Annotated in this window: 10 protein-coding genes and 1 riboswitch; of the genes, 3 read left to right on the top strand and 7 right to left on the bottom strand. The window is 66.0% G+C overall.

Translation table 11 applies throughout. The annotated features are described in order from the left end of the window. Positions 1-20: 20 nt before the first annotated feature. A complete protein-coding gene (locus OU995_RS06710; RefSeq protein ID WP_267834766.1) occupies positions 21-878 on the bottom strand; it encodes an alpha/beta hydrolase in 858 nt (285 codons plus the stop codon). A 91-nt stretch (positions 879-969) separates the two neighbouring features. Between OU995_RS06710 and OU995_RS06705 the strand changes: the two genes are divergently transcribed. Next, positions 970-1,950, top strand: coding sequence for a succinylglutamate desuccinylase/aspartoacylase domain-containing protein (locus OU995_RS06705; protein WP_267834765.1), 981 nt, complete (start codon positions 970-972; stop codon positions 1,948-1,950). Positions 1,951-2,019: 69 nt separating this feature from the next. On the opposite strand, the gene metW is transcribed toward OU995_RS06705, so the two are convergent. The 4 genes from metW to OU995_RS06685 all read right to left on the bottom strand — a co-directional run bounded on the left by metW (position 2,020) and on the right by OU995_RS06685 (position 7,087). Then, positions 2,020-2,604, bottom strand: a complete 585-nt coding sequence (gene metW / locus OU995_RS06700) for a methionine biosynthesis protein MetW (protein ID WP_267834764.1) — start codon at positions 2,602-2,604, stop codon at positions 2,020-2,022. Then, a complete protein-coding gene (gene metX, locus OU995_RS06695; protein ID WP_267834763.1) occupies positions 2,601-3,743 on the bottom strand; it encodes a homoserine O-succinyltransferase MetX in 1,143 nt (380 codons plus the stop codon). The genes metW and metX overlap by 4 nt, the downstream gene beginning before the upstream one ends. A gap of 65 nt (positions 3,744-3,808) precedes the next feature. Beyond that, positions 3,809-3,878: riboswitch (SAM riboswitch) on the bottom strand. 304 nt (positions 3,879-4,182) lie between these two features. Then, positions 4,183-6,060: a signal peptide peptidase SppA gene (gene sppA, locus OU995_RS06690; RefSeq protein WP_267834762.1), complete on the bottom strand. Its 1,878-nt coding sequence runs from the start codon at positions 6,058-6,060 to the stop codon at positions 4,183-4,185. A gap of 394 nt (positions 6,061-6,454) precedes the next feature. Then, complete coding sequence (locus OU995_RS06685) at positions 6,455-7,087, bottom strand: glutathione S-transferase family protein (RefSeq protein ID WP_267834761.1); 633 nt, start codon at positions 7,085-7,087, stop codon at positions 6,455-6,457. Positions 7,088-7,329: 242 nt separating this feature from the next. Here OU995_RS06685 and OU995_RS06680 point away from each other — a divergent pair, with 242 nt between their 5' ends. Beyond that, positions 7,330-7,950 (top strand): glutathione S-transferase family protein, encoded by a 621-nt coding sequence (locus OU995_RS06680; protein ID WP_267836195.1) that lies wholly within the window; start codon positions 7,330-7,332, stop codon positions 7,948-7,950. Between the two features lie 105 nt (positions 7,951-8,055). Here the strand turns inward: OU995_RS06680 and OU995_RS06675 are convergent, their stop codons facing one another. Further along, positions 8,056-8,571: a GNAT family N-acetyltransferase gene (locus tag OU995_RS06675; protein WP_267834760.1), complete on the bottom strand. Its 516-nt coding sequence runs from the start codon at positions 8,569-8,571 to the stop codon at positions 8,056-8,058. Positions 8,572-8,723: 152 nt separating this feature from the next. Then, positions 8,724-11,660, bottom strand: coding sequence for a polysaccharide deacetylase family protein (locus tag OU995_RS06670; RefSeq protein ID WP_267834759.1), 2,937 nt, complete (start codon positions 11,658-11,660; stop codon positions 8,724-8,726). Positions 11,661-11,871: 211 nt separating this feature from the next. Between OU995_RS06670 and purB the strand changes: the two genes are divergently transcribed. Continuing rightward, the gene (gene purB / locus OU995_RS06665; RefSeq protein ID WP_267834758.1) at positions 11,872-13,239 is read left to right on the top strand and encodes an adenylosuccinate lyase; all 1,368 of its coding nucleotides are present in this window, start codon (positions 11,872-11,874) and stop codon (positions 13,237-13,239) included. Positions 13,240-13,389: the final 150 nt, after the last annotated feature.

Raw genomic sequence — 13,389 nt, 5'->3', positions numbered from 1 at the left:
CCTTGGTGAGGGTGTCGATTTTAGAAGCGGGCGGCCAGCCAGGAGTTCAGGCGGGCAAAGACCTGGTCCTGCTCGGGCTCGTTGAAGATTTCATGGAACAGGCCCTCGAACAGTTCGGCTTCGACGCCGGACCCGTCCCCGGTCTTGCGGGCGGCAGCGGCGAAGTTCGCACTGCCGGACGGGGCCACACAGCGGTCCGCACCGGCCCACATCAGCAGGGTGGGCACCGGCCAGCGGGCGGCATGCGGCATCAGCGCCGGGCCGGTGTCCGCCAACATCCTGGCCAGCATGGGCGTGATGCGGTTATGCACCAGCGGGTCGTCCTTGTAGGCCGCCACCACCGCCGGGTCCCGGGATATCCAGGCCGGGTTCAGCCCGTTGCCCACTGCCACATGCGGCACCAGCGGCAGCGTGGTGGCCAGCAGGCCGCGCTGCACCAGGGACATGCCCACATCCAGCGCCGGGGAACTGAGCACCAGGCCATCCACCAGCCGGGACCATTCGGTCGGCACCAGGGCGCCGGCCACGAAACTGGCCGCCACGGCCCCGCCCATGCTGTGGCCCAGCAGTACCAGCGGGCCCTGGTTCATGCGGGCATCGCTGCGCACGGCATCAATCGCGCAGGACAGGTCTCGCTGCAGGCTGTCGGATTCGGGAATGTCTCCACGCGCACCGCCGGATGCGCCGTGACCGCGCTGGTCATATCCCACCACCTGCCAACCCCAGGCATTGAGGCGCCGGGCGACGTGGTCATAACGGCCGATGTGCTCGCCGAGGCCGTGAACGATCAGAAGGGTGCCCTGCGAACGTTGGGCGGGGTCTGCGCCCCATTCACGCCAATGCAGGGGCAGGCCGTCATGGCCGGTCAGTGTTCTCATAGGTGGAAGTGTAGGATCCCTCGCCATGGGTCCGTCACCTCCTGACCGTTCTGTTGCTGCTGTTTCGCCCAGTGATTCCCCGGATGGGCAATTGCTGCATCCTGCCCTGGCCGCAGAGGGTGAACCGCCTCCGGTGGCGCTGGTACCCCCGGACCTGCGCCGATGGCGGGACGGAGGCACGGGGGTGGACCACGTCCACTTGCGCGATTCCGGCCAGCCCGGGCCCACGGTGATGCTGCAGGCCCTGACCCATGGCAATGAGCTGTGTGGCGCCCTGGCGCTGGACTGGCTGCTGCGCCACGACGTCCGGCCGCTGCGGGGGCAGCTGGTGATGGCCTTTGCGAATGTGCAGGCCTTCCAGCAGTTCGACGCGGCCCAGCCGTTTGTATCGCGGTATGTGGATGAAGACATGAACCGCGTCTGGGATGACAGCGTGCTGCTGGGTCCCCGGACCTCGGTGGAATTGCGCCGGGCCCGTGAACTGCGCCCCTTCATCGACGGCGCCGACCTGCTCCTGGACCTGCATTCGATGCAGGAGCCCGGCGCCCCTGCCCTGACCATCTGCGGCATGACCGATAAAAGCGTGCCGCTGGCCCGGGCGCTGGGGCAGCCGGCCACGCTGCTGGTGGACACCGGCCATGCCGCCGGGCTGCGCCTGATCGACCGCGGTGGGTTCGCGGACCCTCTCAGCCCCCGCCAGGCGGTGCTGGTGGAATGCGGTGCCCATTGGGAGACGACCTCCGCCGACATGGCCCTGGACGTTTGCCTGCGTTTCCTGCGCCACGCCGGTCTGGTGGAGGGGGCCTGGGCGACACAGCACCTGCGCTGCGCGCCGCCGCAGCGGCAGCGGCTGGTGCGGGTGGGCCAGGGCATCACGGCTCGCACGGCGGCTTTCCGTTTCACCCAGCCGGTGCACCATCTGCTGGAGATTCCGAGGGCCGGCACCCTGCTCGCGGAAGACGACGGTCAGCAGTGGCGTACACCGCACGACGACTGCGTACTGATCATGCCGATGATGCGGCCTGGCCGGGGCGGCCAGACCATGGTGCGACTCGGCCGATACGAAGACTGACCACGGCCTGTGATGGGACTCACGGCGGCCCTGCGGAACCCGGTCCTGCGCCAGCCCTTGGCCGGCCCTTCACTGCCGATCGAACTTGAACACGGCCATGCTGGCCCGCAGGTTCGGCAGCGTGCGGACCGCACGGCCGGACTGCACGCCGAAGCTGTCCAGCACCCGCAGCCCGCACTTGCGTGCCAGCACTTCGAAGTCGGCATAGGTGCCCACGCGGATGTTGGGCGTGTCGTACCACTGGTAAGGCAGGACGCGCGTCACTGGCATGCGCCCGGTGAGCACCTGCAGCCGGTTGGGCCAATGGGCAAAGTTGGGGAAGCTGACGATGCCGATGCGGCCCACCCGAGCGGTCTCCCGCAGCATGGCCTCGGTATTGCGCAGGTTCTGGAGGGTTTCCAGCTGCAGCACCACATCGAAGCTCTGGTCCTCGAAGATGGCCAGGCCTTCTTCCAGGTTGAGCTGGATCACATTGACGCCACGCTGGGCGCAGGCCAGCACATTGCTGTCGTTCAGCTCCACCCCATAACCGGTACAGCCCTTGGTGGACTGCAGATGGGCCAGCAGCTCGCCGGTGCCGCAGCCCAGGTCCAGCACACGAGAGCCGGCCGGCACCAGGTCCGCGATCATCTGCATCACAGCGCGGTCGCTCATGCCCGGCCTCCCTGGAGCTCGTTGGCAATACGGTCGAAATAGGCTTTCAGCACGCCGTGATAGCGCGGGTCATCCAGCAGGAACGCATCGTGGCCGTGCGGCGCGTCGATCTCGGCGTAGGAGACGTCGCGGCGGTTGTCCAGCAGCGCCTTGACGATCTCGCGCGAGCGCGCGGGTGAGAAGCGCCAGTCGGTGGTGAAGCTCACCACCAGATAGTTGCACAAGGCGCTGGCGAAGGTGCGGCTCAGGTCGCCCCCGTGGGCACGGGCGGGATCGAAGTAATCCAGTGCGCGGGTGATCAGCAGATAGGTATTGGCATCGAAATACTCGCTGAACTTATCGCCCTGGTAGCGCAGGTAGCTTTCGATCTGGAATTCGATGTCGTGGGTGGAGTAGCCCAACTCGGCGGCGCGCATCTGGCGGCCGAATTTCTGCTCCATCACATCGTCGCTGAGGTAGGTGATGTGGCCGATCATCCGGGCCACCCGCAGGCCGCGACGGGGCACCACGCTGTGCTCGTAGAAGAAGCCGTCGTGGAATTCCGGGTCGGTGATGATGGCGCGGCGGGCCACTTCGTTGAAGGCGATGTTCTGGGCGGAAAGGCTGGGGGCGGTGGCCACGGCGATGCAGTGGCGCATGCGTTGGGGATACCGCAGCGACCAGTCCAGCGCCTGCATGCCGCCCAGGGAGCCGCCGAGCACGGCCGCGAGCTGCTGGATGCCGAAGCGGTCCAGCACGCGGGCCTGGGCATCGACCCAGTCATGCACGGTGACGACCGGGAAATCGGCGCCGTAGACGCGACCCGTGGCGGGATTCAGGTGCATCGGGCCGGTGGACCCGAAGCAGGAGCCGAGGTTATTGATGCCGATGACAAAAAACTTGTCGGTATCCAGCGGTTTGCCGGGCCCGACGAGGTTGTCCCACCAGCCTTCGCTCTTGTCCATGCCGGCGTAGGTGCCCGCGACATGGTGGCTGGCATTCAGCGCGTGGCACACCAGCACGGCGTTGGACCGGTCCTGGTTGAGCTTGCCATAGGTTTCGACCATCAGCTCGTAGTCAGCGATGCTGGCGCCACTGCGCAGGGGCAGGGGCTGGTCAAACAGGAGTCGCTGCGGTGTGACGTCACCGACTGAACCCATAAAACACCTCGTCCAACGAAAAAACCCGGCGCCGCTGCTTGAAGCGGAACACCGGGCTAGACGCAGTTCGGATGTCCCCCTTTAGCTGTATTTTTTGTGCGCCCGCAAGCCGGACAAATCGGCGCAAAACCAGTATACCCCCACCGCCCCTTCACCGCTCCTGGTGGCACTCAGTCGCGCCGGACGCGCACAGCGCCGTCCCAGCGGGGCTATCCGTCAGCGAGGGGGCCGCCGCCGGGCCGTCCCAAGGCGACCACACCTGATCCCCAGCCCCTCTTCACCGCTCCTGGTGGCACTCAGTCGCGCCGGACGCGCGCAGCGCCGTCCCAGCGGGGCTATCCGTCAGCGCGGGGGGCCGGCGCCGGGCCGCCCCAAGGCGGCCCCTAGCCCCCTCGGGGGGCGTGTTTCCTGCGCCTTAGGCGCAGGAAACCGGGGGCCCCTAAAACCCCCCACACAAGCAATGAGCGATCGCCTTCACCGGTGCGCGGGTGGCACCGGCCTTGGTGCTGGGCTGGGCTTGTTCAGCCAGCCAGGTCATGTCGGTCTGCGCCTCCTGCAGCGGCGCCGGCAGTTGCGGGATACCGCCCAGCGCCTTCAGCACCTCGCTCCGCACCGACGGCATGGCCGCATCGGTCAGCCCGGAAATCAGACGCTCCAGACGGCCACGTTCCGTTTCCACATACGTCACCGTCGGGTCATCGCCCAGGTTGGCACGCTTGGCCGCACTGGCGATCGCATCACCCAGCAGACCCATCTTGTCCACCAGCCCTCGCTCCAGGGCCTGCGAACCCGTCCACACCCGGCCTTGACCCACCGCATCAATCTGCGCCGCCGTCTTCTTGCGAGCAGTGGCCGCACGGCCGGTGAATTCCGCATAGGTGTGCTCGATGGACGACTGCACCACCGCCGCCATGCGGGGATCCAGCGGGCGACGCGGGTCATAGCCGTTGGCCAACCAGGTCGTGGTGTAGCCCCCGGTGTGGATGGACAGCTTGTCCATCAGCTTCTCGCCAGTGGGCAGCATACTCACCACACCGATCGAACCGGTGATGGTGGACGGGTCCGCAATCACTTCGTCCGACGACATGGAGATCCAGTAGCCGCCCGAAGCGGCCACACCGCCCATCGACACCACCACCGGCTTGCCGACCGCGCGTGTCAGCTCCAGCTCGCGGCGCACCAGTTCCGACGCAAATGCGCTGCCACCCGGCGAGTTCACACGCAGCACCACAGCCTTGATCTTGTCGTCCTGACGCGCCTGACGAATCAGCGCCGAGGTGGACTCCCCACCAATCCGGCCGGGGGAGGCCTGACCATCCACGATCTCGCCCTCGGCCACGATGATGCCGACCTGGCCTTCCGGTTTTGGCAGCTTCGGCGTCAACTGGGCCACATAAGCCCCCATCGGAATGGCGCGCAGTTGCTTGTCGTCCTTGGCCCCGCGCTGTTCCAGCAACAGGTCCACCTGGTCACGGGTCTTCAGACCATCCACCAGCTTTTCCTGCAGCGCCAGCTTGCCGCTGTCACCGCCCACGGCCGCCAGGCGCTGCGGCAGTTCCTCGATGGCTTTGGCAATCGATCCCTTTTCCAGCTTGCGGGCCTTTTCGACCTCCAGCTGGTAACGCGCCCACAGTTCATCGTAGAGATAGCTCTCCGCCTCGATGGAGGCTTGCGACGGTGCGTTGGCGAAATAAGGTTCGGCGAAATTCTTGTACGTGCCGACCCGCATCACATTGGCGGAGATCCCCAGGCGGTCCAGCGCGTCCTTGTAGTAGTTGCGGTAGCGCCCATACCCCTCGATCTGCACGTTACCCATCGGGTGCACATACACCTCGTTGGCCTGAGCCGCGAGGTAGTAGCTGCGCTGGTCGTAGTTGTTGGCAAAAGCCACCACCGGCTTCTTGCTTTCCTTGAAGCGGGTCAGCGCCGCCTGCAATTCATGCAAGGTGGCCGGCGAGGCGCTGCCCATGTGGTCCAGGTCCAGAAAGACCTGCACGATCTTGTCGTCCTTGGCGGCGGCATCCAGCACCGCAAGCAGGTCACGCAAACGGGTCTGCGAGCGGCTCTCACCCTTGAGCTGGGCCATGGCCTGGTCGCGCGCCGAGCCGGAGAACTGCTCCACCACATCGCCCTGGATGTCCAGCACCAGCGTGGTCTGGGACTGCAAACCCTTGCCGCGAGAGAAGATGGACCACAGCAGCGCAATGATCAGAATCAGAAACAACAGGTTGAGCACCACTCGGCGCGTCCCGTCCACCAACCACCAGACGCCGCGAAAGAAGCGGCCCACCGGTGAAAACACGGCTTTCAATCCCATTCAATCCTCCCTGGAAGGTCAGGCGCCTGGTGAGTGGGCGCAATGCGTTGATTGTGAACCCAGAATGCATCAAGCTCTTGGCTGCTGCCACTGGTCATGGTCGACACCAGGGCCACTGCCGCTCGGTGTGCCGGGCGCCAAGCGCCGGGAGCGGCGCACGGGGCGCACGGGGCGAACGGGGGGGGGGTGGATGGGTTCGGATGGGTGCGAAAAGAGGCAGCGTACGAGGGGTGCGCGATTGTGCGCGGCGCGACCAGAGTGCTCGAACGGGGCGTGCTGAGGAAGGGCGCAAGGCACTCACGGTGCTCACGGTGCTCACCGCACTCAAGGCGCGATGAGCGGAATGAGCGCCATGAGCGCGATTGGCGCCATGGGCGCACCGGACAGCAGCGACTCAGGCCGCTGCTGGCGGCGTCGAGTCCTGGAAGCTGCTGCGGGTCATCAGCTTGTCGAAGTGGCGCGCCAGGTTGGGATGGCTGGACCGCCAGTCGATGGCGGGAAAGCGGAAATCCAGGTAACCGAGGGCACAGCCCAGCGAAATGTCCGCCAGGGTGAAATGGTTGCCGGAGCACCAGTTCTTTTCGCCCAAGCCGTGCGCCATGGCCTGCAACGACGCATACACCTTGGACATTTGCCGCTGCACCCAGGCAGCGCTGCGCTCGGCATCGGTACGGCCGCTCCAGGTTTCTTCCATGCGGGCAGCCAGACAGGCGTCCAGCAGGCCGTCCGCCAGCGCTTCCCACGTGCGCACCTCGCAGCGCTCGCGCCCACGCTCGGGAATCAGCTTGCCCACGGGGGACAGCGTGTCCACATATTCCACGATCACACGCGAGTCGAACACCGCGCCGGTGATCGAGTCCTGACCTTCCATGACCAGACAGGGCACCTTGCCCAGCGGGTTGATCTTGAGGATGTTGTCGCTGCCCCAGACATCCTCCAGCTCGAATTGATAGTCGAGCTTCTTTTCCGCCATGACGATGCGGACCTTGCGGACATAGGGACTGGTGAGTGAACCGATGAGTTTCATTCGTATCCGGACCAACAACCTCGGGATGCCTGGACCGATTCTAGCGAGTCGCCCCTCGGGACTGAGGCCTTGAAACAACGTCTGTCATTCACCCATTTAGGTGGCTTGTCGCTCCATCCGGGGGGACGCACACTCCTGCGCCAGCCGCGGGAGCTGCCTAAACTCGGCGCATGAACACGCCCGCTGCAAGCCCCCCGCCCTCTGCCTCCGCCCCGGCCCCAGGCGCTTCTGCGCCGGCATATGTGCTCTATGGCACGAAAGGATCAGGGTCGGCCATCGTCGAGATCGCGATGGCATGGTGCGGCCAGCACTGCCGGCTGGTGCATGCCTCGTCCTGGGAACCGGAGTCAGCGCGCGAACAATTAAAGCAGGTGAATCCGCTGATGCAGATTCCCACGCTGCAGACGCCGTCCGGCCAGGTGCTCACTGAAAGCGCGGCCATCCTGATGCATCTGGGGCTGCGGTTCCCGGCGTCCGGACTGCTGAGCCAGGACGACGACCAGCGGGATCAAATCCTGCGCGGGCTGGTGTTCATCGCTGCCAACTGCTACAGCCAGATCACCATCATCGATTTCCCGGAACGCTTCACCACCAGCGAGGCGCCGGCAGCCCGTGAGGCCATCAAGCAGGGGGCGATGCAACGGCTGCATTTGCACTGGGAGATGTTCGCCGACCAGTTCCCAGGGAGGCCCTGGCTCAGCGGCGAACGCCCAGGGGCCCTGGACGCCATGGCGGTGATCGTGTCGAAGTGGTCCGGCACGCGGCCCCATCTGGAGCAGCACCGGCCCGCGTTCTTCGCATTGCTCAAGCGCATCGAGGCCCTGCCGGAGGTGGCGGCGGTGTTTGCGAAACACTGGCCCTGAGCCCATGCACCTGGACAGACGGACCGGTCCGGCTGGCGGTGAGACACGGGCCTTGAACAACGGGCCGGGGCGCAGGCGACGCCGGCCCCGGTGATCTGCCGGACTTCAGCGCATCTGCGGCTGCAACTGCGGCAGCAGCCGAACGTGGGTGTAGAGCGACGGTCGGCTCATCGATGCCGAATCAGCAGCAATGGCGGTAAATCCGCAGCGGGACCAGAACGCTGCCGACTGCGAACTTTCGCAATTCACATGCAGACGGCTGAAATGTCCCTGGGCACTGGCCAGCACCGCGGCCACCAGCCGCCGTGCCAGACCATGGCCGCGCCAGCCCGGATGCACATAAAAGCGGCGCATGCGGCCGGTGCCTGGCCGGCCCGGGGCGGGTTCCACATTCAGGCCGCCGACGGCGATGACAAAACCTCGTGCGTCCAGCCAGGCCCATAGCGACTCGCCGGGCTGGTCGTAGCGATTGGCACCGCTGCGCCATTCGTCCATCAACCGGCTGAGCATGCGCCAGCCTTCCGCCTCACTGGCGGCAAGCAAGGGGGCCCAGGCGAGGGGCTCGATCTGATGCACTCGTGTCAGGCGCGGTGCGACGCCATCGGAAGCCAGGGAGGCCATGGAACGGACGTGAAAACCAGCGTTTGAAACAGGGAAGAGCGGATTAAGCAGCAGGCAGACGTCCCTCACATCCGGGACAACCCTGGCGCCGTCGCACGAAGCGACGGCGTTTCATCCGGACTTCACAGGTCTGCGGGCTTCATCCCGGTCCCTCAGCGCGGCGGCTGCGGCCGATGGGCGGCATCGGGCTGAGCCAGCCAGGCCTTGAGCTCCGCCACCCGAGGATGCGTGGGCGACAACTCGATGAAGCTGGCATAGGCCGCTTGCGCGTCCTTGTCCTCTCCCGCCAGCAGCAAGGCATCCCCCAGGTTCAGATGCGCCAGCGCACGGCTGCCATCCATCTCGATGGCCTTGCGATACCAACGTGCCGCTTCCACCGGCTTATTGCGCTTGAAGTAGATGAACCCAAGGTTGTTGGCCGCCAGCGCGAATTTCGGCTGCAGCTTCAGCGCCTCGGTGAAGGCCGCTTCCGCCTCTTCGTATCGGCGCTCCTTGTAGAGCTGCAGGCCACGGTCGTTGGCACGTTGCGCCGCCACACGCGCGCTCATCGGCGCAGCAGTGGCGCTGGTCGCAATCGCCGTGTCCTTGCCGTCCAGGCCCTTCACCGTCACCTGCACCGCGGCCGCACTGGCGGTCGCCATCGGTCCGGCGGGTCCGGTGGGACCGGACGTCGTGCCCGTTCCTCCCGCCACCGCGCTGGCCGCGGCCAAGGGCTGCAACTGCGCATTGCGGGCTTCATCCGCACGCTTGGCCAGCGCACTGGCCTGCACATCCAGCTGTGCGCTGGTGGTGCTCAGGGCCTGCTCCGGCGCAGAGGCCAGTTCGAAGATGAACTCACCGCCTTCAGAGCCCGGCAGGCTGCCGAAGGCCGGTGTCTGATGCGCAATGGCCGACACCGCCGGCGCCACATAAGCGGCCAGTTCGGTGGCCGTGATCAGCCCATCTCCATTGAGATCCGCCTTGCCGGACAAGGCCTGCAGCAAGGTCCAGGTGAAGACCGAATGCCCGCCCGGGCCGTCGTCTGCCACCTGCTGATCCGCCCCGCCGGCCGTCATCATCTGGCGGCCCAGCCGACGGGCGTTGTCCCGCACGAAGTTGTTGCTCGCGGGGGCCCCGCCCCGCGTCAGGCCCAGGCCAGAATAGCAGGCATCAATCACAAAGAATGCATGCTTGGCGGGCAGCGCTTCGCTCAGCTCCTGCAGCTGCGGCATGGCGATCGCATCGGTCTGGAGGTCATCCGTGCCGGCATCCACCGGAATGATGTAGCCCACATCGCGGCCGCTCGGCAGGCGGCGTGTGCTGCCGTGGCCGGCAAAGAAAACAAACACCCGGTCGTCCCGCTTCAAGCGCGGCTGGCCGGCCTTGTCACGGGCCAGTCCGTTGAGGGCGCGCAGGATGTTGGCCCGCGTGGCATCGCCGTCCGTGAGGGTGGTGATGTTGTCCGCACGAAAGCCGAACTGCGTCTGCAGCGTGTCGCGCAACGCCTGGGCATCGCGCACCGCGTGCTGCAGGCGCGGCCAGCGCTGGTATTGGTCGATGCCGATCACCAGGGCATAACTGTCGCGATAAAGATTGGCCCCGGTCAGATCCGGCGCCTGAGGTTCGGTGGTGGCCGCCAGCGGTTCGATGCGGCCATCTTTCCATGTGGCAAAGCGATAGCCCTCGGCCTTGAGCTGATCCAGCACCAGCGGCAAGGCCTCAACGGTGCGGGCATGGATGTCGTGGAACAGCACAATGCCGCGCTGCTGCTTGGACAGCTCGTTCATCACCCGCGCCGCAATGGATTTGGGGATGGGGTCGGACCAGTCCAGCGAGTCCACGTTCCACATCATCGACCGGAGCTTCAGCCCCTCGATCACACCCAGCGCGGTGTCATTGCGCGCGCCATAGGGAAATCGAAACAAGGGCTGACCGGCGCGCCCGGCTGCATCCAGCAGGGCTTCCGTCTGGCTGGCCTCCTGCTTGACCTGCTCCAGCTGGAACTTGGACATCACACCATGGGTGAAGCTGTGATTGGCAATCGGATGCCCGGCCGCCAGCACGCGCTTTGCGACCTGCACACCGGGACCGGGCTTGATCTGGCCCTTGGCGTCCACCGTGCCGAGGTTGCGGCCCAGTTCGAAGAACACGGCCGGGGCCTGGTAGCGCTTGAGGATCTCCAGGATTTCGTCGGTGTAGCGCGGATGGGGGCCGTCATCGAAGGTCAACAGCACCGTCTTGGGCGGCAGTTGCCGGCCAAACAGCTCGCGCTCTTCCTTGGTCGCCCCCCGGGTGGCGCCACCGGTGCCCGCAGCGCTGGCAGCAGCCGCCTCCGTGAACGCGCTGCCACTGGCGGGTGAATCCGACGGACGCGCCTGCAGCGCCGGCAGGATGGTGGCGTAGTCCTTCAGGATGCCGTCACGGGTGTAGACCGTCTTGAGCTTGGTCACATAGTCGGTCCACTTCTCCCGCTTGAGCGTGATCCCACGCTGGGCAAAGCGGCCGAAGGTGTCGCGCAGCTCCTGTTCGTAGGCCTGCTCCACCTCGGCCAGCACCGCCAGATCTTCATGGGCGCGCTTGGCAAGTTTCAGGCCAGTGATGCTTTGGGATGTGGAAAAACCCTGTTCCAACTGGGTCAGGAATTCCTTGAATGCCAGCCGGTCGGCATCGAACCAGGTGGGTTCCGTCTCGATACGGTCGAGCAATTGGCCCAGCGCCGCCAGGCCCGCCGGGTCCTGGCCTTGAGCGGTCGCGGTGGCCACAAGCGCCTGAAGGCTGTCCTGCATGTCATGGAACAGCAGCAGGCCCACCGCATGGACGGCCTCCCGTTCCGACGCCTTGAGACTGGCCTCGCCATCCATCAGCACGATCATCTGCCGGTAACGGGCCAGCAGCTGGTCCGACTGGCTGAGCAGCGTCGCGCTGGCCGTCGGGCTGGCGGAGGCGGCCACGGCGGGCGCCGGGCTGGCGGCGGCGGAGTCGGCGGGCTTCTGGCAGGCCGTCAGCAAGGCAGCGGTGGCCAGGACCACCACGCAGCCCTGGGCGCCGCGCATCCAGAGCGGCATGCCCCGCAGCTTGGTGTGGGGGCCGCTCGGTTCGGATGTCTTCACGTTCACTGCCGGCGCAGCGCCGGACCTCGGGTTCAACCTCATCCCATCCCTCATGCAAGATTGTCTGGACTGCGAGGCTATTGTCGCGGCTCACTCGCCCCCGGCCCGCGCGGGCGCACCAGGAACGTGCCAGAAACCACAGGACAAGGCCGCGAGCCGCCTCTGTAGAATCTACGGGTTTGCCCCAGCCGCGGCCCCGAGCCCAACTGCCATGAATCTCTCCGCCCTTACCGCCTTGTCGCCCCTGGATGGCCGCTACGCCTCGCGCATGGGGTCGCTCCGCCCGCTGCTGTCCGAATTCGGGCTGATGCACCGCCGGGTGCAGGTGGAAATCGAGTGGTTCATCGCTTTGTCCGATGCGGGCCTGGCCGAGTTCAAGCCGCTGTCCGACGCCTCGCGCAGCTTCCTGCGCGGTCTGGTGAGCCAGTTCAGCGACACCGATGCGCAGGCGATCAAGGACATCGAAAAGACCACCAACCATGACGTGAAGGCGGTCGAGTACTGGATCAAGCAGCAGTTCGCTGGCAAGGACGAACTGCAAGCCGCTGGCGAGTTCGTGCACTTTGCCTGCACCAGCGAAGACATCAACAACACCAGCCACGGCCTGATGCTGAAGGCCGCCCGCGAGCAGGTGATCCTGCCGGCGCTGGACCGCGTCATCAGCAAGCTCACCGAAATGGCCCAGGCCATGGCGGCCGCGCCGATGCTCAGCCGCACCCATGGCCAGACCGCCAGCCCCACGACCGTCGGCAAGGAAATCGCCAACGTGGTGGCACGCCTGCGTCGCACCCGCACCGTCATCGCCGAGGTGAAGCTGCTGGCCAAGATGAATGGCGCCGTCGGCAACTACAACGCCCATCTGTCGGCGTATCCCGACACCGATTGGGAAGCCTTCAGCCAGCGTGTCATCGAGCAGCAACTGGGCCTGAGCTTCAATGCCTACACGATCCAGATCGAGCCGCACGACTACATGGCCGAGCTGTTCGACGCGGTCACCCGGGCCAACACCATCCTGATCGACTGGTCTCGCGACGTGTGGGGTTATGTGTCGCTGGGCTACTTCAAGCAGCGGACCAAGGCCGGCGAAATCGGTTCGTCCACCATGCCGCACAAGGTCAACCCGATCGACTTCGAAAATGCCGAGGGTAATTTCGGCCTGGCCAATGCGGTGCTGACGCACCTGAGCCAGAAGCTGCCGATCAGCCGCTGGCAGCGCGACCTGACCGACTCCACCGTGCTGCGCAACATGGGCGTGGCGCTGGGGTATGCCCTGCTGGGTTATGACTCGCTCAGCAAGGGTCTGGACAAGCTGGAACTGAACCCGGCCGCGCTGGAAGCCGACCTGGATGCCGCCTGGGAAGTGCTGGCCGAGCCCATCCAGACGGTGATGCGCCGCTACGCGCTGCCCAACCCGTATGAACGCCTGAAGGAACTTACGCGCGGCAAGGCCATCACGGCCGAAGCCATCCGCGAATTCGTGCAGGGCCTGGAACTGCCGGAAGCGGAAAAGCAGCGTCTGCTGGCCATGAGCCCGGCCACCTACACGGGCAAGGCCGAGACGCTGGCACGTCGTATTTGAAGATTCGCTGACCACACGGAAGCCGCTGCGGCGGTTTTCCGCGCTCCAATCAAAAAAGGGCGGTGCCTGGGAAGGCACCGCCCATCACCGTCCGGCATTGGGGGAGGGAGAGGAACGTCGCTCAGGAGCGTGTCCGGACGGCGCTGATGC

The organism is Roseateles sp. SL47 (genome assembly GCF_026625885.1).
Classification (GTDB): Bacteria; Pseudomonadota; Gammaproteobacteria; order Burkholderiales; family Burkholderiaceae_C; genus Roseateles.
The sequence above is the reverse complement of the archived record's forward strand: the minus strand, read 5'-3'. Positions and strand labels throughout refer to the sequence as shown.

Coding starts and splice junctions, on each gene's coding strand:
- metW (WP_267834764.1), bottom strand. CDS start 2,604: ATGAGCGACCGCGCTGTGATGCAGATGATCGCGGACCTGGTGCCGGCC.
- OU995_RS06675 (WP_267834760.1), bottom strand. CDS start 8,571: ATGGCCTCCCTGGCTTCCGATGGCGTCGCACCGCGCCTGACACGAGTG.
- metX (WP_267834763.1), bottom strand. CDS start 3,743: ATGGGTTCAGTCGGTGACGTCACACCGCAGCGACTCCTGTTTGACCAG.
- sppA (WP_267834762.1), bottom strand. CDS start 6,060: ATGGGATTGAAAGCCGTGTTTTCACCGGTGGGCCGCTTCTTTCGCGGC.
- OU995_RS06685 (WP_267834761.1), bottom strand. CDS start 7,087: ATGAAACTCATCGGTTCACTCACCAGTCCCTATGTCCGCAAGGTCCGC.
- OU995_RS06710 (WP_267834766.1), bottom strand. CDS start 878: ATGAGAACACTGACCGGCCATGACGGCCTGCCCCTGCATTGGCGTGAA.
- purB (WP_267834758.1), top strand. CDS start 11,872: ATGAATCTCTCCGCCCTTACCGCCTTGTCGCCCCTGGATGGCCGCTAC.